Origin of the sequence: Marinobacter sp., assembly GCF_041595835.1 — a bacterium.
Taxonomy (GTDB): domain Bacteria; phylum Pseudomonadota; class Gammaproteobacteria; order Pseudomonadales; family Oleiphilaceae; genus Marinobacter.
The window spans coordinates 1-24,792 of sequence record NZ_JBFHJO010000020.1; the positions used below are offsets into that span (position 1 = coordinate 1).

The following is a 24,792-nucleotide window of genomic DNA, read 5'->3' on the forward strand; positions in this document are numbered from 1 at the left end:
CCCGGGCATTTCGTAGCACGGGTAAATTTATGGAACAGGAGATGATTCTGGATGACTGACCTACAGGCGAGCCCAAGCGCGTTCACTTTTGGTATTCGCCGTTTGGTATTGGTGGATTCTGCTGGCTTCTGTTACGTGGAAATTCCGGTCACTCATCATGGGCTGATTCTAGGGCCTGGAAACTTGGGTAAATCCAGTTTGCTGAACTCCCTGCGCCTGTTCCTGTTGCCAGAGAGTAATTTCAAAAACAGCCGAAAGAAGTTTGCATTCCGTAATGCGAGTGCTGGTAGCTTCTACAGCAACGAAGAAAGTTATCAGCACTACTTTCCTGGTAAATACAGTTTCCTGATTATGGAGGCCGAAAACCCCGCCGGCACCTATTGTCAGATTTTATACCGGGATAACAGCAGCCAATTGAGTTACGGTCGTGCGTTTGTTCCAGTGCCATACGAGCAACTTCGCCCGTTATTCTGGAATAGTGATGACCCGGATGGTATTGGCCAGGCCGTTCCGGAGCTATCCTTCAGCCGGCTTTCTGAATCTTTGAAAAAATTGTCGAAAGATACCCGGTTTATAAACGACCCGGCCCGTCTGAAGTCGTTGTTATACAACAGCGAGCTGATGAATGCGGACGCCGTGCGTTATTCTGTTTTGCCTCTGGGAGAGTCTGACGAGCGTAAGGTGCAATCCCTTCGCACCCTGATCTTGCTGTTGTTTGAAATGAAGGCCGACGACCGGGCCATGGCCAATGCCATTGCGAGCATTATCGAGGCCGATAAGAAGTTTTCAGACGATGCCTTTGATTTCAATATTGATGACTTTTTGAATCACCATGAATACCTCAAACAGCAGCAAAACCAGCTTAACCGGATTGAAAAGGAGCGGCCTCGTTTTGAAAAGCTGAATGGCGATTATCAGAAGTATCAGGGTCTGCTTCGGAGTCAGCATGATTTTGCCGCATTCAGAGACGGTCTTTTTACGGCACTCGAGCACGTTGGCACTCAGCGACGAATGGCGGTTGAGGCCTATAACGAACAGAATGAAATACTGAAGCATGTTGCGCAAAACCTGAAAAAACTGGAGCAGGAAGCCAACAGTTTGCAGGGAGAAGTACGAGCCGCCGAGCGTAACCTAAAGCGAGCCGAGCAAGACAAGAAGAACGGTGAATTGCTGACTGCCCGATACGGCACCATGACGCTGCAGGAAATCGGGGAGATTCTTCAGGAAGATCGTGAACATAAGCAGAGTCATCTTAATGCCCTGAAGAGTGCGGCCCAGGCCGAAGTGCGCCTTACGCAGATTGAAGCTCAAAAACGTAACCTGGAAAGCAAATTGGCAGCACTGGCTGAGCGGGAGAGCAAACAACAGTGGCAATTGCAGAACCAGGTGGATGAATCCGTTGCGGCACCGCTGCGCTCCGTTGACCCCAGACTGATGATGGCCAGCCCGGGCCAGAAGCTTGACGCTACCCGTAAAGCCACCCTTGAAGCCTTCGCCAAATTGTTGGTGCCTAATGGTAAAGGGTTTGACTGGTTTGATATTGAATATCCGGCTCAGGCTGCCCGGCAAGAAGACTATGCTGAGCAGCGCCGGCGGATTGAAGGTGATATGCACGGGCTGGAAAAAGAACGTTCTGAGTTGGCCGGTACAGCGAATAAAGAGCAAGATCGCCCCCGCCTGATTGAACGAACTGAAAAGGAAATCCGGGCCGTCGACAAAGATCTGGAAACCTTGGCTCGATACCCCGCAGCGGCAACGATACTGCTTGATGCAACTGAAGAGCGTAAAGCGGCCGAAGAGGCTCTGGCCAGGCTGAACGAACAAGCCCGGCTGGAAAAGGAAAAGATGGAAGCTGTTCAGCAAAAGGCTTCGAAAGCTCGCGCTGAGAAAGATCGTATTGAAGAACGGGAGCGGGAGCTAGCTCGGCTTAGTAAGAGTGTTGGCACGGCAGAACATAGGTTTCAGCACCTGAAAGCTGTAAAAGCTGAGCAACCTTTGGATATTGAGAAAATCTCTGTAGCGGCGTTTGACGACCTGCAGGCCCGGCTTGATGAGGTGGAAAATTTACGCAGAAATATTCTCGACCACCTGCGCCAGTTTGTTTATCTGGGGGTATATGAAGATGTTGACGGTGAACTGCAAAAAGACAGTCCCACATCAGCGGTTATTCGAGATACCTTCAAGGGTTTGTCTGACCTGTTCGCCGCTCTTGAAGAACGTTGGCTGGTGCTGGATGAACAAGTGTCTGTCCATAATGAAACTGTGGCCAGTTACGTTCAGGCGTTGACCTCCAATCACGAATTCATCAATCGGTTTGAAGCTCAGCTAAACCGGGAACTGGAAGGTGTACAGATCAATGATCTGGTGGAGATCCGGGTGGATATTCACACCGACCCGAAATTCCGAAATCTGGTGGAAGAAGCCAATAATATTGACCCTTACGGCAATCAGCTTCAGTCTGAAGCCTTCTATGACCGACTGCGGGTGTTTGTTGCAGATTTCTTTGGTGAACACGGAAGCAAGCGCCTGACCATGGATAAGGTCATCACTGGCATCTCGTACCGAACCCGAAAAGAAAACGCGACGAACCTGGATAAGAAGGGACAATCTACCTCAACTACGGCGCTGGTTAATCTTGAACTGGTTTACCGGTTGCTCAAGCGGGTGTTGTACCCGGGCGTAACATTGTCATTCCCGATGGTGCTGGATGAGCTGGCCAGTGTGGATATCAGTCAGATGCCTGGTTTGCTGGATCGGTTGAGCCGGCAAGGCTTCAACCTGTTCTCTGCGGCGACTCACAGCGCCAGTGCCGAAATGATTTACTTGATTGGTCGACATTTGGAAGTCGGGCAGATGCGCACATCTCGGCCTTATAGCCGGCAACGAACTCTGGTGTTCTGGGGCGGTGCCGAAGGTTTTACCGGCGGTGAGCCTGTAAGCCATTGGGCCGATCAGTCTCAGAATAGTCTGTTGGAGTCGGTGAATGAGTAAGCGCTTCAGCACTTTGGATACCACTCGGCTGTTGTTTGACCATCCGAAAGTTCTGTTCCGGCTGATTGAACGCATGGATCGGAATGAAGCCCGTTACGTACTCGAAAGTGATTTAGTGGCCGAGGTGATGGACTACACCCGCGCTCTGTCCAATGCAGACCGAGACAGAATGCGGATGGCGATGAACACTGAGAATCTGTTTCGTTCGGGCTTGGTGATTGACATCGTCAAGGCAGAAGGTGAGCGCCGTCTGATTTTCCAGGATGCGTTGATTAACCTGATGCGTGCCTGTAATGCCTCACTTTACCAAGAGTTGACCGACGCTCGCTTGCGCGGTCATCTGGTGACCTTGCGAGATGTCCGGAATCGGTTAGAGGCCAGCAGTTTCAGTGAAGCCGACCCGGATTTCACTGAGCTCAGGGATGACCTGAATGAGCGGGTCAGTCAGCTCATCGGGCTGTTACGACAAAATGTACTGCGTATGCAAACCATCAGTGCCCAGTTTGCAGAGCTGTCCGGCGATGCCAGCCGCGCCCCGGAAAGGTTTGTGGAGTTCCGGCATAAGCTGCTGGAACAAATCGTTACCCTGTACGAGCGCCATATCAAACCCACTCTGGTGTTCTTGAACCCGGACACGCGTTTGCCTGATGGCAGTAACCTTTTTGAAACACTGGACGCTATGGTTCGGCTGCTGGAAACCCAGGGAGATCATAATCTGGCGGATCAGTTGTTTCGCTCCTCTCTAAGCCTCAACGCGCTGTATAAACCGATTCAAGCCGTCGCTCAGGAGGTTGAGCATTTCCTGCGTAAAACGCGCCGGGGAATGGTGCAGTACAACGCAATGGAACATTTCTATGACAAGCTGCGGGAGCTCAAAGGCGAAACCGAAACTCTCAGTCTGCGTCGAAAATGGCTGGAAGGGGGGGGCTTTGCTCGCAGCACCGGATTTCTTGTGGGGCTAAGGGCTCAACAAAGGCCCAGGCACTACGCCTTCGGCCATTCATCCAGTTATTACCAATTGTTGTTCAGTGAGCTGGACCTTCGTCTGGTCGACTTGCGCCGGAAAGCTGAAGTACCTGAGTTGCAAGAAGTGGCGGGTAGCGGTCGTGAGACCCGGGTTGATGTTCAGCGTATCAATCAGCTCTACCAATGGCTGGAAACTCTGGAACTTCGGCCAACCACGGATCTGGTGCGAGAGCTTCATGGCCGACTGGATGGGTTTATTCCGGGTTATCGATTCCCTGATTTGCTGGCAGCGCTTAATCGACTGGTGAATACCCCGCCGGAAGGTTTCAGGGTGGAGACGACCAACCGCTTTGGCACCCTGGATTCGGTGCCGGAGACTAACGCTGAACAGTTTGTATACCGTAAACGCCGACTAGAATTACAAGCAGAGAGTAACCATGACTGACCTGAACAGCCCGAAAAGTCATCAAGCAAAGAGCAGCTTTGATGAAATTCTGCCGGCCCACAGCGCCGCCTTATACCGGGAATTTCAGGCTGGCCGTGTGGTTGTTCGGGAGCTATGGGATAATAATCGATCCGAGTTTGTGTCAAACCCTTTGTACAACCTACTGTATAACCACTTATCCCACTTCAGAACCTTTTATCAACACCTGGGCTGTGAGCTGGTGTTTAATGACCAGGGTAGCTTCTTTTTTCTCAAAGAAAGTAATGACGATGACAACGAAGAGCATGATGAAAATGCTTTCCGGGTGCAGGTTGTTTTGCTTTTGATTGGTCGTTATTTCGCCCGCAGCGGCCGTGATCTGGATTATCTGGCGCGGCCAGATGCCGGGCTTGGAGAGCAGGACCTGGCAGCATTGAGTACGGATGAGGAATATCTGGAAATTCTCCGTGCAGCACGCTTCGATAAAGGCCTGCCCGAAGCTTTGGACTATCTGGATAAACGTAACCTGTTGTTCCGTAGTGGGGCCAGTCGGTACTTTCTGAGTTCGGCCGGGATGCACTTTCTGGAGGAGTTGGTCAGGGAGTACGAGCAAGTTTAACCGAAAGGGGAGTTGGGCAGGACAGGAAATAACACCGGAAATCGCTACTTATCACGCCCTCAGGAAGAACGGTGTTCAGGTAAACGCGATGTCGTTACGGCCGCTATTCTTTACCTCATACATTGCGGTATCCGCCTTTTTCAGAAGATCTTCAGCTGTTATGCCGTCATCAGGGAATAGGGCAACGCCGATGGATGCAGAAATCTGAATGTTGTGATTCTGAACATGAAACGGCTCGTTCAACACTTGTAAAACCTTTTTCGCGATATGTCGGGCTTTGTCCTCGCTGTTAATCGGCGCGGTGATGATCACAAACTCATCGCCACCGCGACGCCCGACGACATCGGTGTTTCGGATACTGTGTTTCAGCCGTTGAGCCACCGCCAGGAGTAATTCGTCACCGGCTTGATGGCCGAAGGTGTCGTTTACTGGCTTGAACTTATCCAGGTCGATAAACATCACAGCAAACTGGCCATTACCCCTGCGCGCTTCATGTATGGCTTGATCAAGATGGTTGTCCAGCGCAGCGCGGTTCGGTAGACCTGTCAGTCTGTCAAAATGCGCTAAACGAATCATCTGCTTTTCCGCCTTCACTCGCTCGGAAATATTACTGAAGGTTTGAATAAGCTGGTGTATCTGGCCATGGTTGTTCCGCACCGGAGAAATGGTCAGCAGGTTCGGAATGGGGGCACCTTTACGAACTTTTAGCCAAACGTCCCCCTGCCATGCATTTTCTGCAATCAGTTGGCGGTCAATGTTTTTGGGTAGTGGTAATTCCCCCTGAGCTGTATCCAGAAACTCAAATAAAGTCTTGCCTCTGAGGGATCTTGCCGAGAGCCCGACGGCATCGGCGAAGGCCGGATTTGCTTTGATGATATTAAAGGATGGATCGGAGATCACGATGGCTTCATTGGTATGCTCAACCACTTGATAGGCGAGTTTTAACTCCTCGGAGGACCGAGCAATCTGAGAAGCCTGAGACACCAGCGCATGCAGGATAGGTTTGAGTGAGCGCCAGACCACTAATGCCGCCAGGCCCGATAGCAAAAGGATCGCCAGCGCACTCAGAATGACCGTCCGGATTACATCGCCGAATACCTGAGAAACATTCGAATGCATGTAAAGTTCCCAGTTACAGCCATCAACGGGCCTCAGAAAGGCCAATACCTGAGTACCATCTTCTGTATTTGAATGGAAAAACTCAGGGTATTCTCCAGCTTTGATGTTTTCAGCGTCAGCTAAACAGGTGTCTGAGGGGGCTGTTTCCAGGCTCCCTGTCTCCGGATTTAAGGTGATGTGCTTCGTTCTGTCGGAATTGAGAAGACAGATTTTGGTGCCATCTTCCGTTTGAAACACATGGTTAAGAGATGTAAGGGTAAACAAAAGTACATCCGTTCCAACCACTTCACCGTTATAAGTTACCGGACTTGATGTGCTGACGAGGGACAAGCTGCCTGCACCAGACGTCAGTTGGACGGTGTCAATGTCAATACCTTCCGGAATTGCGATGTCAGAGGGAAGAATATCTGCGATAGGGCCAATGCGTACCAGCTCTTCTCCTTCGGCATCGAACCGGATCAGGGCTGCAAGGTTGTCAATGTTCTTGGCGGCATCTTGTAGCCGAGGTTCTGAAAAAGCTTTGGTGTCAGCAGTCGACAATTGGCCAGCGGAGTGTCTTGCAAGTACCCGGGCGATTTCGGAGCGACTTGATGTTTGAAGGGCGAGGTATTGGTATAGGGAAAGAATGGCCCGCACGTTTTCGGTTTTCACATCAGCCACATTACTTGCGGCCTGAGATGCATTCGAGAGAATTCTGTTGATCAGCGGTGCTGAAACAATTGCGGCAATTAGGATTCCAGTCAGAGCAACCGCTATTATGGCAATAGTGATGATGCGACGCTTCTGTTCGAGGATTTCCATTGCTACCGTTTTGTTTGGGTGAGCTTCAGGGGAATCTTAACTGATTTTCCTGATCATTGGAGGGGTAATCGTGGGTTTTCCTATGAAAACAACGCAGTTTTCTCTGCGAGCTAAGCGCCCCGGAAGCAGACTTTGGATGGTGTTGATTGCTTTTGGTATCAGCGTCTTGATCGTGATTGAGTCTGAGTCATGGGTTGTTGAGGAGCGGTTGATCACCTTGCAGGCGCAGGAGCAATTTGGACGTCAGTCGGTTTTGCTGGACCAGCCGTTGTCGATTCAGGCCTTGCTACTGGATTACCGAAACGATGAACTCTTATGGCTGAAGGCTCAGGCTGCGCTGCATGTCTATCCGGAATACAGTCGGTTGTTTTTTAAACTGTTTGGTGAGGAGCCGGAATTCAGGCAAGCCTTAAAAGCAAACGGGGAGCAGCTGATTCCTCCTTTGGTTCACTTTTATCAAAATCCAGTAAATACCATCGAAGTGATGAACAAGATAACTGGCAGCGGGGACTCTCTGAGTCCTGAACAAAGGGCTTGGTATGCTATTAATTTTGCGAATCAGGAAGGTAGCGACTTCACGGGACAGTTCCTGGTAGCGCCAGATGGAACCATTGAATGGATCTGGACAGAGCGAATCACCGAAGGTGTTGTTCAGTTTTTTACCAGCGGCATTCGGACACTGGAATCCCGATACCGAACCGACCAGGATATCCGCGCAAGGGATCTGGGCTGGGCTGCGGTAGACATGGCCATCATCGGCAGTGCCGTGAAATTTCTTAAAGCAGGGCGGGCGGCGGCAACCACTGCACGAACATCTACGATAGCCGCTCGGTCTGCCAGCTATACCTCTCGTTTGGCCCGGGCCGGCCAACTGGCTTCAACCATGGTCAGCAATGCCCGATGGCCAGCTTTTGCGGCGCTGGCTTATGTGGCGGTGAAGCACCCGGTGGTGTTAAATGACTTATTCGCCGGGGCAGCAAACGTATTGGGTGTACCCGCGTGGATGGTGCAGATACCCGGTTGGTTCTTCATACTTTTACCACTTTTGGTCATACTGCGCTGGTTGCTACGCACCATCCTCTGGCTTATTCCTGCCCGCCATTAAAGTGCACCCGGTTACCAGGCCAGCCAGATAGTGTGTCGTGCACCTTTGCCGGGGCGAAGAGCACGCACGACCACGGATTCAACTGAAAACCCGGCACGGCGAAGCCTTTCAGTGAAGGCATGTTCGGGGCCGGCGGACCAGTACGCCAGAATGCCCTCCGCGCTCAAGGATTTCTGGGCGGCGGCAATGCCTTCCGGTGAGTAGATCCAGTTGTTTTCTTTGCGGGTCAGGCCCTCCGGGCCATTATCCACATCCAGCAGAATGGCATCCCAGTTTCCGTCGCCTTCTCGAAGCAGCTCTGCTACGTCACCAATGTGAACTCTGGCCCGAGGGTCGTTCAGTGGATAGCCTGAAGCTGCACCCAGCGGCCCGCGATTCCACGCTTCAACTTCCGGTACCAGCTCTGCCACAGTTATCTCAGCCGCATCGCCAAGAGAAGACAGGGCAGCCGCTAAGGTAAAACCCATGCCAAGCCCACCAATCAGTACGCGGGCTTTCGGGATGTGAGCAAGGCGTTCACAGGCCAGTGTGGCCAGAGCATCTTCAGAACCGTGTACCCGGGTGTTCATTAACTCCCCGGGTGCGCCGGCAATCTTGATGGAAAACTCATCATTACGTTGAAGTAAGCGCAAACGAGTGCCATTGCCGGGAATGGTAGCGGTGCCTATTTCGTTGAAGCGGGACATGTAGAGTTCCGGGTGGTGAAGTCAGTTCGCATCTTAACCTTCCGAGGAACGCTTTCAATGACTATCTGTAGTTATAGGCCTGTCTCAGTCAAAAGGAGATAATCTGATAACTGATAAACTGCACGTCAGTCAGTCTAAATTGTCCATTCAGAAGGAGTGATTTTTCATGAAAACACTGTTACAGGTCGACTTTCCGTTTGATGGCCCATTCGGGCAGGAAATGACTGTGGCCATGAAAGAGCTGGCGGAGTCGATTGCCAGGGAGCCGGGTTTTATCTGGAAAATCTGGACGATGAATCAAGAAACCAAAGAGGCTGGCGGTATCTATTTGTTTGAGGATGAGGTTAGCGCAAGAAAATACCTGGGTATGCACACTGAAAGACTGAAGGGTTTTGGCGTACCGGTTGTAAATGCCAAGGTCTTTCAGGTCAACGAAGCATTGTCGGCGATTGATAATGGGCCGGTTTGATAGCCGCCTGGGTAGACGTGTGGTTACTTAACTGAATTTGGTTGGATGTGGCGCCCCCAGCACGATTCGAACGTGCGACCTTCCCCTTAGGAGGGGGACGCTCTATCCAGCTGAGCTATGGGGGCATTTCAGAAGAGGCGCTATGATAGCGGTCATAGGCCTGTGGCTCAAGGGGCCACAGGCTTACGTTTGCGGAGCTCGTTAAGAATAGCGTCTTGATTGGCGACTTTTTCACCGGTTAATACCAGTAAAGCACGTTGCCGTTCGATCAAAGTTTCCCGGAAGGTCTGCTCCAGTTCGTCCAGGGTTACTTTTCTGATTGCCGCAGCCATTCGCTCCCGACTGTCGAATTTGTAGTTCTCCCGATCAATTTCCCGCCAGTACCGGTTCGAGACTTCACCGAGTTGCCTGTCCCGTTCCGTCAGCTGGCTGATAACAGCCTGTTTTTCCCGGTCGAGTTGGCTTGGCGAGAAATGGGCGAGTTTCGCTGCAAACGCGTTGGCAAACTCAGTGACTGCTTCGTCTATCGCTGTGCCGCTGGCTTCTGGTGACTGGATGACAAGACCCAGAGCAGGGGTTTCCAGCATCTCAAAACTCGTGGCATACACTATGTAGCCGAGTTGCCGTGTGGTGCGAAGCTCCTCGTAGAAGGGGCTGCTGACGATTTGGGTCAGAAGCTGAAAACGGGCCCGTTCTTGATAGGACGAGTCTTTACCTTGCAGGTATAGGGTATACCCGGTGTCAGGGTGTTCTACATTCAGGGTGGCCCGGGTCTGTCCTGCTGGTAGCTGACGAACCTGTGAGCGATTTACCGTAGTGCGTTCGTGATCGTTCAGCACCATGGCCTGTACCTGCCTGGACAGATTTAATGCTGAGGCTTCGGTCAGGTTGCCGTGGGCGAGCATGATAGGGTCGGTTGCCGTTATCAGTTCTTTGCTAAAGTTTGTCAGTTCGCCCAGAGTGATTTCTCTGGCGGCTGTTAGTTTTTCTGCCGTCGGGTAGGTGCCATCGAGCAGTGCTGTCTGGATGAATTCCGAGGTCTGTTGCACCGGACGGTCTTTGGCCTTGTTTTCCAGTCCATCGATTAGCCGCTGGCGAGCTATCTGGAAACGCTGTTCTGTGATGGTGGGGGCAGAGAATTCCAGCAATATGCGGTTAACCAATTTGTAGAGTTTGTCGTTGTAGCCACCGACTCGAATGGTTACGCCCCGCAAGTGCGGGTACACGCTGTAATTCAGCCCAGCTAGCCTGGCGGAATAGGCCCAGGCGTTGAGATTGGTGTTGACGGCGTCTACCAGTAGTTGCGTGAGCACTGCATTACGTGCAGAAGCACGCGCTACCGGGGTACGCAGTCCGATGTAGACATTTGCTTTGGGGGTGTTGAATCGGGTATCACGGGCAAACCAGACATCCAGGCCGTCAGGGTTAGCCAGTAAAATGGGTTGGGCCATACTATCGCCGTTAACCAGGTCCAGATTTTCAGGCACAAAGGGATTGGGTTGCGGCAGAGACAACTGTTTGGCCAGTTGTTGGTTGACCGTCGTTGGCAGCTTGAGTGGTTCACGCTGCCAAGGGGTTTCATACCACTTGGTCAATTGTGGCTCTTGCAGGTTCTGATCTGGCCCGGAGACCCATACCATCAAATTGTCGGGGGTAAGATGATCCAAAATTGCCTGATACTGCTCTGGCGCGTAGCGTTCCATCAACCAGGGCGCGCTCAGGAGATCTTCGGGCGGGTAATCCCGAAGGAGGCTGGATAACCGCATCGCTTCGCGCATGGGCTCACCCCGTTCCCGAAAACGGAAGTCGATGATGGCCAGTTGTTTCATTTCTTCAAAACGTTCCGTGCTGATGCCTTTAGTTTTAATTTCATTGATATAACTGAAAACCAGAGCGATGATTTCATCTTGCTGTTTCAGCCCTGCACGGGTGAGGGACATGCTGATATCCAGCGTTGCATGCGCTCCGGTATCCATGCCAGAGCCTGCGGAGAGGGACTCCACCAACCCGGCTCGTTTGAGAACATCAAACAAGCTGCCCGGGCCTTCGTGGCCTAGCAGGTTAGCTACGTAAGAGGCCGGTTTGGTCGCATAGTTTTCTCGTTGTGAGGGAATGGGGAACGAGAGCGTCAGGCTTCGGCTGTCTTTTAGGGTTTGGGCAGAAATTCGCTCAGGTAGCTGGTCTGGGCTATACAGTGGTTCTGTGTGCTCAACAGCTTTCAGGTTCCGGTTGGGAATGGCGCTGAATCGTTCTTTAACCATCTGCTCGAGATCGTCAAGAGACTGTGGGCCGTAAACCGCCAGCGCCATGATATTGGCAGAATAGTTCTGTTCCCAGAATTCAATCAGATCGGGACGAAGAGGGTTTTCATCCGTATTTTCGAGGGTGCTCAGGTTGCCTACAGCAAACTGGCTGAAGGCGTGGCTCGCGTTGCCTCCTGCTTTTCTGACGGAGAGCAGGCGGCGGCCATCTTCTTTAAGTTTTGCACTGAATTCGGAATGAACGGCATTTCGTTCCCGGTCCACCAGCTCCGGGGTAAAGAGTGGGTGGGAAAATTGTTGGGCGAACCGGTCCAGCGCCGGCTCCAGGAATTCGCTTTCTACATCGAAGAAGTAATTGGTGTTTTCAAAGGCGGTGAATGCATTATGGCTGCCGCCATGGCTGCGAATGAATTGCTGGTATTCGCCGGCATCCGGATATTTTTCTGTGCCCAGAAACAGCATGTGCTCCAGGAAGTGCGCCAAGCCCTCGCGGTCGGCCGGGTCATTGCCGCTTCCGACGGCTACGTTCATTGACGCAGCTGCTTTGTCTGCTTCCGGGTCCGAGGCCAGGATGATGCGAAGCCCGTTATCCAGTTCCAGGTATCGATAACTGTTTGGATCGTTCGGGCTTTTGTTGGGAGCTGTACCCGACAGGGCGGCAGTGCTCAGCAGCATGCTGCCAATCAATAGCAGGAACAGGGGCAAACAGAACAAACGGTGGAACGAGTGACGTTCAGCGATCATAGGGCCTCATCTATTCGGAATTCACATGTAAAAATGGATCAGTGCATCTGACCTGTTTTTGTGTTGTCAGGTTGTTGTTCCACTGTTTTTCTGGCCAGGCTGGCGGCTTGATCTGCGTCCAGTTCGCCAGAGGCAATGCGCTCCAGCACTGTTGCCATGATGGCGATGGACTGGCGGTAATCCGCAAACTCTTTCTGAAAGGCCTCGTCGATGGCCTGATAGACCGCCTGGATTTTCTCTTCCCTTGAACCACTATTTGCCGCGGTATCATTAATTGCTTTCAGGCAGGCACGGGCAATGGCAATGTAACGTTCAGTGTTCGGGTTGTTTTTCTGCATGGCTGGCTTGGCAAACCTTGGTATTGGTAATTGAATATTAGAGACGCCGAAGGGCGCCAGAAGTTCCCGATTATGGCATTGCCAGGCGCTGCTTGCATTGCTCGTTGGTAATTCGGCGTTTGGGGGGAGGCAGTTCCGGCCTCTTGTGTTAGTCTCAGACTTATTGTGTTGGCAAAGTGGGTATAATTTTACCTGAAGCTGCCAAAATTCTAGAGTAATAGCTCTAACAGAAACAAAGGCTTAAAGAGTAAAAACTCTAATAAAGTTCGATACATGCAGGCTGCAATTAAGTAGAATGCGGACGTTCCACAGAATGACTAAGACTTTAGTCTTAGTTGTGTGTGGTTCCGAAAAATGAAAATAAATAAGTAACAGGTAGGATGGATTACCTATGAACTATTTCCTGACAGGTGGCACCGGTTTTATTGGTCGTTTTCTGGTAGAAAAACTGCTGGCCCGCGGCGGTACAGTGCATGTTCTGGTCCGTGAGCAGTCCTTGGGCAAGCTGGAAGACTTACGCCAGCGCTGGGGCGCAGATGAAAGTCGCGTTAAAGCGGTAATTGGCGATCTGACCAGCAAAAATCTGGGAATTGATGCCAAAACCATGAAAGCCTTGAAGGGAAATGTTGACCACGTATTCCATCTTGCGGCTGTATATGACATGGCGGCTGATGAAGAATCTCAGGCCACAACCAATATTGATGGTACCCGGGCAGCGGTTCAGGCTGCTGAGGCGATGGGTGCGAAACATTTTCACCATGTTTCCTCTATTGCCGCTGCGGGCATGTTTAAGGGTATCTTCCGGGAAGATATGTTTGAGGAAGCGGAAAAGCTCGACCATCCATACCTTCGCACCAAGCACGAGTCTGAAAAAGTGGTGCGTGAAGAGTGTAAGGTTCCGTTCCGTATATACCGTCCAGGCATGGTGATTGGCCATTCCCAAACGGGTGAAATGGACAAAATTGACGGGCCTTATTACTTTTTCAAATTGATTCAGAAAATTCGCCATGCTTTGCCGCAGTGGGTGCCGACCATAGGCATTGAAGGTGGTCGGCTCAATATCGTGCCGGTAGACTTCGTAGTTAATGCCATGGATCACATTGCTCACCTCGATGGCGAAGACGGCAAATGCTTCCACCTGGTAGATCCCGACCCTTATAAAGTTGGTGAGATTCTTAATATTTTTTCTGAAGCAGGCCACGCACCGCGTATGGCTATGCGGATTGACTCCCGGATGTTTGGCTTTATCCCTCCCTTCATTCGTCAGAGTGTTAAAAACTTGCCCCCGGTTAAGCGTATTACTGGTGCCGTTCTGGATGACATGGGCATTCCGTCATCAGTGATGTCCTTTATCAACTACCCGACCCGTTTCGATACCCGGGAAGTGGACCGTGTATTGAAGGGCTCTGGTATTGAAGTACCTCGCCTGCCGAGCTATGCCGCAGTCATCTGGGACTACTGGGAGCGTAATCTGGATCCGGACCTGTTCAAGGATCGGACCCTGAAAGGCACGGTTGAAGGCAAAGTGTGTGTGGTGACTGGAGCAACCTCTGGTATTGGTCTGGCGACTGCAGAAAAACTGGCAGAAGCCGGTGCTATTCTGGTTATTGGCGCTCGCACCAAAGAAACTCTGGATGAAGTGACTGCGCAGCTTGAAGCTAAGGGTGGCAATGTTCACGCCTATCAGTGTGACTTCTCCGACATGGAAGACTGCGATCGTTTTGTGAAAACGGTTCTGGATAACCATGGTCATGTGGATGTGTTAGTGAACAACGCGGGTCGTTCAATTCGTCGTTCATTGGCGCTGTCGTTTGATCGCTTCCATGATTTCGAGCGCACGATGCAGTTGAATTACTTTGGCTCTGTGCGGCTGATTATGGGCTTTGCGCCAGCCATGCTGGAGCGCCGACGCGGCCATGTCATCAATATTTCTTCTATTGGTGTACTGACCAACGCACCTCGCTTTTCAGCGTATGTAGCCTCCAAATCAGCGCTGGATGCCTTCAGTCGTTGTGCCGCCGCTGAGTGGTCAGATCGCAATGTGTCGTTTACCACTATCAACATGCCATTGGTGAAAACGCCGATGATTGCGCCTACTAAAATCTACGATTCTGTGCCGACTCTGACGCCGGAAGAAGCTGCACAAATGGTCGCTGATGCGATTGTTTACCGTCCGAAGCGTATTGCCACTCGTTTAGGTGTGTTTGCTTCGGTTTTGAACTCTCTGACACCGAAGTTGGGTGAAATCATCATGAACACCGGTTACCGGATGTTTCCGGATTCACCTTCGGCTGCCGGGAGCAAGTCTTTGGAAAAGCCCAAAGTATCAACCGAGCAAGTAGCATTTGCTGCGATCATGCGTGGTATACATTGGTGAACTGAATGGCTGTGAATAATAAAAAACCCGCCAAGTGCGGGTTTTTTATTGCCTGCAGAAAACTACATTAGCAATCAGTCGACGCTGTTTGCGACCGGAGGCGGAGGAAAACCGCCCAGCTCTTGCCAGCGATTAACAATACCGCAGAACAGATCGGCAGTTTTCTCTGCATCGTAAGCTGCGGAATGGGCTTCCTTGTTATCAAACGGAATACCGGCCAGTTTACAGGCTTGAGCCAGGACCGTGTGCCCGTATGCCAGGCCGGCCAGAGTGGCAGTATCGAAGGTAGAAAAAGGATGGAAAGGATTGCGTTTGATGTCGGCTCGCATGGCCGCAGCGAACACAAAGTTGTGATCAAAAGTGGCGTTATGGCCGACCAGGACCGCTCTTTTGCAGTCGAAGGCTTTTACCGCTTTTCGGATGGGGGAGAAAATTTCGCTCAGACCTTCGCGCTCTGGTACCGCTTCCCGTTCAGGATCCCAGGGGTCAATACCAGTGAAATCCAGGGCAGACTGTTCGAGGTTAGCTCCCTCGAAGGGGTCTATTTGCTGAAGGTGGGTTTCGCCTCGGTGGATGAAGCCATTTTCATCCATGGTCAGCATCACTGCTGCGATTTCCAGAAGAGCATCTCTTTCCGGGTTGAAGCCTGCAGTTTCGACATCTACTACAACGGGTAGAAAGCCACGAAAGCGCTGAGACATAGGGTGAAGCGGTTTGTTTTCGTCAGACACTCGAACTCCAATGTTCGTGTTGGTAAATAAAAAGTGATTATGCCATGCGCCAGTTAATGGTTTCACCGGCTTTCAGTGGCACGATAGTTCCATCGGCCAAGGGCAGCTGTTCCGGCATGACCCAAGGCTCGCGAACCAGTGTAATGGTGTCGGTGTTTCTGGGTAAGCCGTAGAAATCAGCGCCATTGAAGCTGGCGAAGGCTTCCAGTTTGTCCAGAATGCCCAATTCTTCAAAGATGTCAGCGTACAGGCTTATGGCACCGTATGCTGAGTAGCAGCCAGCACAACCACAGGCTGCTTCTTTCTTATCTATAGCGTGAGGGGCTGAATCGGTACCCAGGAAGAATCTGGGATCACCACTGGCCACGACTTCACGCAGAGCTTGTTGGTGTCTGTTTCGCTTGAGAATTGGCAGACAGTATAGGTGAGGGCGCACGCCCCCGACCAGCATATGATTACGGTTGTACATCAGATGCTGTGGTGTGAGCGTTGCAGCTAGATTATCACCGGAGTGACTGCGCACAAACTCAGCAGACTCCGCCGTAGTGATGTGTTCCAGGACCACCTTCAGGTTGGGGAAGGTATCAAGTGTTGGCGTAAGTACTCGTTCAAGAAATACCTGTTCCCGGTCAAAAATGTCGATATCCGCATCGGTCACTTCTCCGTGTACCAGAAGGAGCATGCCGCAACTCGCCATAGTTTCCAGTGCAGGATAGATGTTACGAATATCCGTCACGCCTGAGGCAGAGTTGGTGGTAGCTCCCGCAGGGTAGAGTTTTGCGGCCACAACACCCGCAGCTTTGGCCTCAAGGATGATTTCCGGTGTGGTGCTTTCGGTGAGATACAGCACCATCAGTGGCTTGAAGTCAGTTCCTGGTGCAGCTGCACGGATGCGCTCTTGATAGGCCTTGGCAGTGGCTGCATCTGTGACCGGCGGCACCAGGTTCGGCATGATGATTGCGCGGCGGAAACAGGCGGCTGTGGCAGGTACGACGCTATTTAGCACAGCACCATCGCGTACGTGGAGGTGCCAGTCGTCAGGGCGGGTGATGGTTAGTTCTCTGGTCATGGGATATTTGCAAGGAGGCCATAAAAATTTCGCAAATTATACCAGAAGGTCAGGCTGAATGTTTTCAATCTGAATTTGTTGTGTGGCTCAAGTAATGCTTTGGCCTGCCGATATCCTATGGACTGAATGTTTAACGGATACCAGGGCGTTTCTATGGTTAGGTTCGAACGCAGATCTACAGGATTGGGTGTTGCACCTTTGGCGACTGCACTGCTGTTATGGGCTTCTGTCTCGCCTGCCGTGGCATCCAGCTATGGTGCAGGGATAGAAAACAGTCAGTGGTATCTTTCTGAATCGGTATTTGAGTGCTCGCTTGTGCATGAGGTGCCAGGGTATGGCCGTGCCGTCTTCAGCCACCGGGCCGGCGAAGATCTTGCGTTTTATCTTGAGTCTTCAGTTTCATTGATGCGACCGGGTAAAGGGCATCTTGTGGTTGAAGCTCCGGCTTGGCGTCCGGGAGTCGCACCCACGCCGGTTGGAACGGTCAATGTTACTGATGGTCGTCGTTCGGTGAGTGTGGGGAATCGAGAAGCAGCCCTGATGGCCCAAGGGCTTCTGCAAGGCATGCAGCCAACGCTTACCCGGGTCGCGCGCTATGGCAACAGGCCCGTCAGGGTGCATTTGTCGAACGTGAATTTCTCTGGTCCATATTCCGGTTATCAGCAATGCGTTGCCGGTTTGCTGCCGGTTAATTATGACCAGATTCGCCGCTCCAGAGTGCCATTTGCAAGTGGTAGTGCCAGGCTTTCAGCCGCCGACAGAGTTCAGCTGGATAATATTGTGGCTTATGTGATGGCGGATTCTACTGTGGAGCGTATTCTTGTGGATGGTCACTCTGATAGCGTTGGAAATCGTATTGATAATCGGGCGTTGTCTGAGGAGCGGGCTGCCGTTGTGGCCGACTATTTGAAGGCTCGGGGTATCGATGAAAGTTTGCTGATTGTGCGTAGCCACGGAGAACAGTTTCCGGTATCTCGCCGTAATGCAGATAACCGAAGAACAACCATTCGATTGCAGCGAGAAGGCGAACGCCCTGAATTGCAGCAGGCAAACGGGATGGGCGGCGATTTCTCGGGGTGACCGCGGTCTTACTTTAATAGACGGCGTTCAATACCTCTAGATGTGCCGCGACACTTTCAGCCAGGGCTTTCAGGTGGTAGCCACCTTCCAGCGTTGAAATAATCCGGTCGTTGGCATGATCGTGAGCGACGCTCACCAGCATTTCTGTCAGCCAGCGATAGTCTGCTGTTTCGAGATTCAGTTCAGCCATCGGATCCAGTTTGTGGCCATCAAAACCCGCAGAAATCAGCACCAATTGTGGCTTGAAGTCCTGGAGCTTTTTCAGCCATACGGCTTCTACTCTCTTCCGGTAATCTGTGGATGAGCAGTTTGCTTCCATCGGGGCATTGATGATGTTTTCTGCCTGGCGGTGCACATGGCTGTGGGGAAAAAGCGGGTGCTGGAAACTTGAACACATCAGGATGCGCTCGTCTCCGCTGACAATATCCACTGTTCCGTTACCCTGATGAACATCAAAATCAACGATGGCTACGCGTTCAAGTTGATGGAAACTGAGAGCTCGTATGGCTGCCAGGGCGATGTTGTTATAAAAACAGAATCCCATGGATTTTGTCCGCTCGGCATGATGCCCAGGGGGGCGAGCGCAGACAAATGCGTTAGTAACCTGGCTGCTCATCACCATATCAACGGCTTGAATGTTGCCTCCAGCGGCCAGTTTTGCGGCGCGCAGTGTATCGGGCATCATTGCGGTGTCCGGGTCGGTAAACACGCGGCCATGGGTGGGCTGCATCAGGTCAAGTTGGTGTAAATAAGATTCAGGATGTACGGTCAGTAGCTGATCACGGGTAATTTCGTCCGGGCGTATCCAGTCTAGTTCCTGTTGCAGATTGGTATCTGCAAGGTACGCCAAAATGCTTGAAATACGCTGAGGGCTCTCAGGATGCTCCGGCCCCATGTTGTGTTTCAGGCAGTCATTGTGGGAGAAAAATGCAGTGGTCATACTTAGTGTCTGAACCTGAGTCTGATTGTTATCAATCTCATACTAACAAGGATGCCCGTAAGATGGGTATTTCTTTGGTCTAATAAACAAGATAGTCGATTTACATCAGGGAATAGCCATCTAAGATAAGGTATACATTGATAAGTAACCTGTTTTATTGAGATTCTTAACTAAGTTACCGTCGCCATGTTCAGGGAGAGTTCACTTGAGTACCCGTTATCTGGAAAGTCTGTTTAACCCTGAATCCATTGCTGTGATCGGTGCATCCGAACGAGCAGACAACTTGGGCGGTATGGTATTGCGTAACCTGCTGGGTGGTACTTTTCCCGGTCGGATGGTGGTTGTTAACCAGCACGATTACGATAATGTCCATGGTGTGGATTGTGTCGCTAAAGTGTCGCAACTGGATTTTCGTCCTGATCTTGCCATTATCTGTACTCCCCCCGAAACGGTTCCCAAGATGATTCGGAAGCTCGGGGAGTGGGGAGTCAGGACTGCTATCGTTATGACTGGCGGCATGTCTCGTACCCATAGTAAAACCGGGCAGCCGCTAATGTATTCCGTGCGTGATGCCGCCAGAGAGACCGGTATCCGTGTTTTAGGGCCTAACACGATTGGCTTGATGGTTCCGGCGCGGCACCTGAATGCTACCTATGCCCATATGGGGGCAATTCCCGGGCGTGTAGCGTTTGTGGGGCAGTCAGGTACGATTGCTGATTCGGTGTTGGACTGGGCTTTTGCCCGGGGTGTCGGCTTCTCCTACTTCTTGACGTTGGGCGATGGCATGGACATCGATCACGACGACCTGATTGATTATCTTGCTCAAGATCCCCATACCCGTGCCATCATTTTACATATTGAGAGCATCCCCAACCCCCGCCGATTTATGTCGGCGGTGCGTGTGGCATCCAGAACCAAACCGGTCATTGCCGTTAAGTCCGGACGAGTACCGGAATCGGAGTGGATTCCGCATCGCCTTCCTGCGGGCATCAGTCACAGTGATCCGGTATATGACGCCATGCTGCAAAGGGCGGGGGTGTTGCGGGTAGATGGCCTGGGGCAGATGTTTGATGCCCTCGAAACGCTGACGCGAATGCGGCCTTTGCGACGTGAGTCGTTGGCGATTATGGCGAACGGTGTTGGCCCTGGGGTGTTGGCGGTTGACCGTTTGGCGGACCTGGGTGGTGAGCTGGCAGATTTGTCAGAAAGTTCTATTACAGAACTCGCGAAATTGTTACCGCCGTACTGGACCCGAAAAAACCCGATTGATTTGAACTATGACGCTTCACCTGAGCTGTATGGCAAAGCAATAAAAATTCTGGCAAAAGATCCGAATGTTGCGAATATATTGGTGATGTATGCACCAACGCTTGTTCAGGACAGTCTTCAGATCGCGGATGCGGTGGTGCAGGCATCCAAGGGGACACGCCTGAATATCTTTACCTGTTGGTTGGGGCAGAGCACGGTGATGGATTCCCGGGAAGAGTTCTACCGGGCAGGTTTGCCATCTTTCTTTAATCCGGAAAAGGCGGTTATGGCGTTTATGCAGCACGTAAAGCACCAGCGGGTGCAAAGGCTGTTGACGGAAACCCCTGAATCCTTCACCGATCATTTTGCCGACCGGGCTAACACTCGTTCCTTAGTGACTAAAGCGTTGCGGGATGGCCGCAAGCATCTTTCCAGCCGGGAGGCCCGTCAGGTCATTCGTGATTATGGTATTGCGGCGATTGAAACCGTGTACTGCGATGACGTTGAGGAAGTTCTTGAGATGTTTTCGGTTGAACGCAGGTCAATTGATATTACGGTGGTCCATGAACAGATCTGTTATCCATTTCTTGAGCTCACGCCGACTCAGCGTCGCTATAAGGGGACAATAAAAAATCTGAATAGCGAACAGGCCATTATTGATGGTTGTCGTTTCCTGATTGAGGAATATCAGGAGCATTTCCCGAACAGTGGGTTCCTGGGCTTTGGTATGCAGCACTCATATCAACACGTAGGTGGAATTGAGTTCAGTGTTGGTATCACCAGAGATGAAGTGTTCGGCCCCTTGGTAGTGTGCGGTGCGGCGGGGGCTCAGATTAACATTATGACGGACCGTCAGATTGCCTTGCCGCCCTTGAATATGGTGTTGGCGCGTGAGTTGCTGCGTCGGACCTATATGTACAAACTGCTGAAGGAACATAGCCTGAAACCGCAAGAGGACATTCGAGCGGTTTCAGAAACGCTGGTGAAATTGTCGCAGATTGTGATTGATATTCCCGAAATTCGTGGCTTGGAAATCTCCCCCTTGTTGTTCAACGAGCAAGGAGCTGTGGCAGTGAATATTGCCATTGATCTGGATGACAAGCCCAGTCGCCCGATTATTCAGGCTTATCCTCGAGAACTCGAAGAGTGGATTGTGCTGCCTAAGTCGGGACGCAGAGTTATTATCCGGCCAGTGCTTGCGGAGGATGAGCCGGCACACAGAGCATTCCATGAACACCAGTCTCCGGAGTCTATCCGGTACCGCTTCTTTCAGTACCGTAAGAACTTTTCACGGGAAGACGTCGCTCAGATGGTGCAGATCGACTACGACAGGGAGATGGTGTTTATTGCCAACGCGCCCAAAGAAGATGGGAGTGGCGAGGAAACACTTGGAACCGTCCGAATCTGGACAGACGCCGATAATCTTCGCAGTGAATTTGCGGTGATGGTGGATGACCGCATGAAAGGTGAGGGCCTGGGCGTTGCTCTGATGCAGAAGATCATTGAGTACTGCCGCGCTCGAGGAACCATGGAAATGGTCGGTAATGTATTGCCTGAAAACAGGCCAATGCTCAGTTTGGCAGAGCACCTGGGCTTCGAAATTAAGTTCAACCCGGAGGAAGAGGTGATGGACCTGCGGTTGGTACTTAATGAGCCAGAAAAAGACTGGCAGAAAGAAAGGCTGAAAAAACGGGGGCATTAACAGCCCCCGTCAACTTCAAATCATTCTTCGACAATGGCAGAACGGTCTTCGCCCCCGAGTGCTTCCAGCAGCCCCGGAATCATTCGGGACAATTCCAGAGTCATAATGGCGAAGGCAGCATCGAATTTGGCCACGGCGTCGTCAACATCCACGTCGTCTAACTGCTCTTGCAGGGTTTCGCCAAACTTCAGGCGGCGTATGCCTAGCTCTTCATCCAAAACGAAATGGACGTTGTTATCCCAGGTCATTGAAAGCTTCGTGACTTGCATGCCTGTTTCCAGGTGATTTCGGATTTCGTCGGCTTTCAGGTCCAGCCCTTTGCAGCGCACAACGCCACCATCCTCCGATGGGTCTTTCAACTCACACTCATTACCCAGCTCAATCGTTGCCGGATGATCGATGGTTTCATTCAGCCAACCGGTGAATGTAAATGCCGGCGCCTGTTCAACTGCCGGTGGGCGTACCGGTAAAGATCCGAGAGTTTTACGTAGAGTAGAGGCCAGGTCTTCAGCTTGTTTCGCCGAACCAGCATCCACCACCATTATGCCGTCCTGGGGGGCCAGATATGCGTAGCAGCGGCGATTCCGGGAAAACGCTTTCGGTAGCATTTCCAGCATGACCTGTTCTTTGATTTCGTCTTTTTCTTTACGACGGATTTTCCGGCTCTGTTCCAGTTCGATCGCTTCTGCGCGTTCTTCTACGGCCTCTTTTACAACGGGGCCAGGCAGAATCTTCTCTTCTTTGCGCAGGGCAATCAGGTGGTATCCATTGGCACTGTGTACCAGCAGTTCACCGTGTTTACCTAGTGGAGGCACCCAACCCTGGCGCATGGTTTCTTGAGGGCCGCAGGGCTTGAAAGCGTCGGCTTTCAGTTTTTCTTCAAGGGCTTCGGCTGTAATGTCGAACGGTTTGGTAAAACGGAAAACTCGGGCGTTACGAAACCACATGGGGTTTGTCCTTGCTGTATTTGTCAGGGCTTTTCAAGAAGGGAAGCGATCATACGGCTACGGGGCGCAGCCGTAAAGTGACCGGATGGGCATGTTCAGATGTGCATAAATTCCACCAGCACGGTTTTAAAAATAAAGCCGGCAACGCCTGCTCCCAATACGATAAACAAGGTAATGGTGCCAAAGGTTCCGGCCTGTGACTTTTTGGCAAGATCCCAGACAATAAAACCCATCCAGATAATAAGGCCCGTTAGAAACACCATCATGGCGATCTGGGAAAAAACGGCTTCGTTCATGACTGCTCCGGTATTAACTGAAATGTACTGATGAGAAAAGAGAAAGTGTCGTTACTGTTGTCCGTCCCGCAGGAAGACCCAGTTGTTCTTATCGGATTGTTCTTCGCTGAAGTAATATCCATCCAGATCGAAGCCTCTGAGATCATCTACCTGAGTGATACGGTTCTGAATGGCATAACGGCACATCAGGCCCCGGGCTTTCTTGGCATAGAAGCTGATCATCTTGTACTGACCGTTTTTCCAGTCTTTGAATTGGGGGGTCACCAAGCGGCCGTCGATGTTCTTTTTCTGGACACTTTTGAAGTATTCGTTTGAGGCCAGATTAACCAGAACCCGATCGTCGGCTGCGAGGAGCTTATTAAGATCTTTGGTCAGCTTGTTGCCCCAGAATGTATAGAGATCTTTTCCTCGCTTGTTCTCAAATCTGGTACCCATTTCGAGTCGGTACGGCTGCATCAGGTCTAACGGTTTCAGCAAGCCATAAAGGCCTGATAGCATGCGTAGATGCTCCTGGGCAAAGCTGAAATCATCCTCACTGAAACTGCCTGCATCCAGGCCCGTGTACACATCACCCTTAAACGCCAGGATAGCCTGGCGGGCGTTTTCCAGGGTGAATGGGGTATGCCAGGTGCGGAAGCGCTCGGCGTTCAACTGGCCAAGCTTGTCGCTGATGCGCATCAGGTTGCTCACCTGATGTGGTTCCAGTTCCTTGAGCTGATCAATCAGCTCGCAGGCATCCTCCAGATAATCTGGCTGGGTGTAGGTTTCCGTTGCCAGTGGGCTTTCGTAGTCCAGAGTCTTGGCGGGAGAAATGATCATCAGCATGTCAGCGAACCCTCATTGCAAAAACGTCAGTAACTGGGCTTGGGTAAAAGGCCAGCCCAGTTCTGTGCCTGTATCTTGCCGGCGCAGCACTGGAATACGGGTGCCATAGCGCTTCACCAGATCTTCTGACTGGGCAATGTCGACCACATCAACCGGGACTGGCTCCGGCATGGGCGTGCTGACCAAAAGTGCCTCGGCCAGCTCGCACAGGTGACAGTTAGAGGTGGTGTAAAAGATCAGTGTCATTATTTTTTGGGCTGCGCATCTATTTGTTGACCATTAACGCCCTGGCTATCTTTCCCCATCAGGTAAAGGTAAACCGGCATCAACTGCTCAGGGTCTGGGTTTTTCTTGGGATCTTCAGCAGGGTAGGCCAACACTCTCATGCCCGTGCGGGTAGCTCCTGGGTTCAGGCTGTTTACACGGATGTTATTGCGTTCGTCGTCCAGCTCATCGGCCAGCAACTGAGCCAGACCTTCAATCGCGAATTTGGAAACCGCATAAGCGCCCCAGTAGGCTCGGGCCTGGCGCCCAACACCTGATGAGGTGAAAATCATCGAAGCACTGTCGGATTGGCGCAGCAGTGGAATCATGGCTTTGCTAAGCAAGAATGGTGCTGTGGCATTCACCTGCATGACTTTGTTCCAGGTTTCCGGATCATACAGCTCAACAGGGCTGCGGGATCCAAGAATGCCAGCATTATGAAGCAGCCCATCCAGGCGCCCAAAGTTTTCTTCGATGGTCATGGCCAGTTCTTCATAGTCTTTCATTGCCGCGCCTTCGAAGTTCATGGGGACCAATGCCGGCTGGGGATGCCCTGCAGCTTCGATCTCATCATAAACTTCTTCTAGCCGGGCCAAAGTACGACCCACCAGAATTACAGTAGCGCCGTGGGCGGCATAGGCTTTTGCAGCAGCACGACCAATACCGCTGCCCGCTCCGGTTACCATGACAATGCGGTCTTTTAACAGATCGGCGGGAGCCTGGTAATCATGCATAACCTGTCTCCGTATTCAGGGCTGTTTCCGGCCGGTTGCGGCCAGTGATGAAATAT

20 protein-coding genes and 1 tRNA gene are annotated in these 24,792 nt (G+C 51.7%); 8 read left to right on the forward strand and 13 right to left on the reverse strand.

What is annotated here, in order from left to right; genetic code table 11:
- Positions 1-51: 51 nt before the first annotated feature.
- From ABYA77_RS08580 to ABYA77_RS08590, 3 genes are read left to right on the forward strand one after another with little or no spacing between them, the layout of a single operon-like run.
- Entirely contained in the window at positions 52-2,991 is a 2,940-nt protein-coding gene (locus ABYA77_RS08580; RefSeq protein WP_372965541.1) for a hypothetical protein, read from the forward strand.
- A complete protein-coding gene (locus ABYA77_RS08585; RefSeq protein ID WP_372965542.1) occupies positions 2,984-4,402 on the forward strand; it encodes a hypothetical protein in 1,419 nt (472 codons plus the stop codon). Before ABYA77_RS08580 ends, ABYA77_RS08585 begins: the two co-directional genes overlap by 8 nt.
- Complete coding sequence (locus ABYA77_RS08590) at positions 4,395-5,000, forward strand: condensin complex protein MksE (protein WP_372965543.1); 606 nt, start codon at positions 4,395-4,397, stop codon at positions 4,998-5,000. Before ABYA77_RS08585 ends, ABYA77_RS08590 begins: the two co-directional genes overlap by 8 nt.
- Positions 5,001-5,075: 75 nt before the next feature.
- On the opposite strand, the gene ABYA77_RS08595 is transcribed toward ABYA77_RS08590, so the two are convergent.
- Positions 5,076-6,920: a diguanylate cyclase domain-containing protein gene (locus ABYA77_RS08595; RefSeq protein WP_372965544.1), complete on the reverse strand. Its 1,845-nt coding sequence runs from the start codon at positions 6,918-6,920 to the stop codon at positions 5,076-5,078.
- Positions 6,921-7,002: 82 nt separating this feature from the next.
- Between ABYA77_RS08595 and ABYA77_RS08600 the strand changes: the two genes are divergently transcribed.
- The gene (locus ABYA77_RS08600; protein ID WP_372965545.1) at positions 7,003-8,025 is read left to right on the forward strand and encodes a hypothetical protein; all 1,023 of its coding nucleotides are present in this window, start codon (positions 7,003-7,005) and stop codon (positions 8,023-8,025) included.
- Positions 8,026-8,036: 11 nt separating this feature from the next.
- On the opposite strand, the gene ABYA77_RS08605 is transcribed toward ABYA77_RS08600, so the two are convergent.
- The gene (locus ABYA77_RS08605; protein ID WP_372965546.1) at positions 8,037-8,711 is read right to left on the reverse strand and encodes a spermidine synthase; all 675 of its coding nucleotides are present in this window, start codon (positions 8,709-8,711) and stop codon (positions 8,037-8,039) included.
- A gap of 166 nt (positions 8,712-8,877) precedes the next feature.
- Between ABYA77_RS08605 and ABYA77_RS08610 the strand changes: the two genes are divergently transcribed.
- Positions 8,878-9,180: a monooxygenase gene (locus tag ABYA77_RS08610; protein ID WP_372965547.1), complete on the forward strand. Its 303-nt coding sequence runs from the start codon at positions 8,878-8,880 to the stop codon at positions 9,178-9,180.
- A 48-nt stretch (positions 9,181-9,228) separates the two neighbouring features.
- Here the strand turns inward: ABYA77_RS08610 and ABYA77_RS08615 are convergent.
- The 3 genes from ABYA77_RS08615 to ABYA77_RS08625 all read right to left on the reverse strand — a co-directional run bounded on the left by ABYA77_RS08615 (position 9,229) and on the right by ABYA77_RS08625 (position 12,523).
- Positions 9,229-9,305 (reverse strand) — tRNA-Arg (locus ABYA77_RS08615).
- Between the two features lie 42 nt (positions 9,306-9,347).
- Complete coding sequence (locus ABYA77_RS08620; RefSeq protein WP_372965548.1) at positions 9,348-12,185, reverse strand: insulinase family protein; 2,838 nt, start codon at positions 12,183-12,185, stop codon at positions 9,348-9,350.
- A 38-nt stretch (positions 12,186-12,223) separates the two neighbouring features.
- Entirely contained in the window at positions 12,224-12,523 is a 300-nt protein-coding gene (locus tag ABYA77_RS08625; protein ID WP_372965549.1) for a hypothetical protein, read from the reverse strand.
- Between the two features lie 391 nt (positions 12,524-12,914).
- Here ABYA77_RS08625 and ABYA77_RS08630 point away from each other — a divergent pair, with 391 nt between their 5' ends.
- Entirely contained in the window at positions 12,915-14,900 is a 1,986-nt protein-coding gene (locus ABYA77_RS08630) for an SDR family oxidoreductase (RefSeq protein WP_372965550.1), read from the forward strand.
- Between the two features lie 74 nt (positions 14,901-14,974).
- On the opposite strand, the gene rnt is transcribed toward ABYA77_RS08630, so the two are convergent.
- Both rnt and pyrC read right to left on the reverse strand, forming a co-directional pair.
- A complete protein-coding gene (gene rnt, locus ABYA77_RS08635) occupies positions 14,975-15,631 on the reverse strand; it encodes a ribonuclease T (RefSeq protein ID WP_372965551.1) in 657 nt (218 codons plus the stop codon).
- 37 nt (positions 15,632-15,668) lie between these two features.
- Entirely contained in the window at positions 15,669-16,700 is a 1,032-nt protein-coding gene (gene pyrC, locus ABYA77_RS08640) for a dihydroorotase (RefSeq protein WP_372965552.1), read from the reverse strand.
- Between the two features lie 153 nt (positions 16,701-16,853).
- Between pyrC and ABYA77_RS08645 the strand changes: the two genes are divergently transcribed.
- Positions 16,854-17,780: an OmpA family protein gene (locus ABYA77_RS08645; protein WP_372965553.1), complete on the forward strand. Its 927-nt coding sequence runs from the start codon at positions 16,854-16,856 to the stop codon at positions 17,778-17,780.
- A 13-nt stretch (positions 17,781-17,793) separates the two neighbouring features.
- On the opposite strand, the gene ABYA77_RS08650 is transcribed toward ABYA77_RS08645, so the two are convergent.
- Positions 17,794-18,720, reverse strand: coding sequence for a histone deacetylase family protein (locus ABYA77_RS08650; RefSeq protein WP_372965554.1), 927 nt, complete (start codon positions 18,718-18,720; stop codon positions 17,794-17,796).
- Positions 18,721-18,925: 205 nt separating this feature from the next.
- Here ABYA77_RS08650 and ABYA77_RS08655 point away from each other — a divergent pair, with 205 nt between their 5' ends.
- On the forward strand, positions 18,926-21,670 hold the full coding sequence (locus ABYA77_RS08655) for a GNAT family N-acetyltransferase (RefSeq protein ID WP_372965555.1): 2,745 nt from the start codon (positions 18,926-18,928) through the stop codon (positions 21,668-21,670).
- A 20-nt stretch (positions 21,671-21,690) separates the two neighbouring features.
- Here the strand turns inward: ABYA77_RS08655 and rdgC are convergent, their stop codons facing one another.
- The 5 genes from rdgC to ABYA77_RS08680 form a co-directional block, all read right to left on the reverse strand.
- The gene (rdgC, locus tag ABYA77_RS08660) at positions 21,691-22,617 is read right to left on the reverse strand and encodes a recombination-associated protein RdgC (protein ID WP_372965556.1); all 927 of its coding nucleotides are present in this window, start codon (positions 22,615-22,617) and stop codon (positions 21,691-21,693) included.
- A 95-nt stretch (positions 22,618-22,712) separates the two neighbouring features.
- On the reverse strand, positions 22,713-22,913 hold the full coding sequence (locus ABYA77_RS08665; RefSeq protein WP_372965557.1) for a DUF2788 domain-containing protein: 201 nt from the start codon (positions 22,911-22,913) through the stop codon (positions 22,713-22,715).
- A 51-nt stretch (positions 22,914-22,964) separates the two neighbouring features.
- Complete coding sequence (gene yaaA / locus ABYA77_RS08670) at positions 22,965-23,738, reverse strand: peroxide stress protein YaaA (protein WP_372965558.1); 774 nt, start codon at positions 23,736-23,738, stop codon at positions 22,965-22,967.
- A 12-nt stretch (positions 23,739-23,750) separates the two neighbouring features.
- A complete protein-coding gene (locus tag ABYA77_RS08675; protein ID WP_372965559.1) occupies positions 23,751-23,984 on the reverse strand; it encodes a glutaredoxin family protein in 234 nt (77 codons plus the stop codon).
- On the reverse strand, positions 23,984-24,736 hold the full coding sequence (locus tag ABYA77_RS08680) for a YciK family oxidoreductase (protein ID WP_372965560.1): 753 nt from the start codon (positions 24,734-24,736) through the stop codon (positions 23,984-23,986). Before ABYA77_RS08680 ends, ABYA77_RS08675 begins: the two co-directional genes overlap by 1 nt.
- Positions 24,737-24,792: the final 56 nt, after the last annotated feature.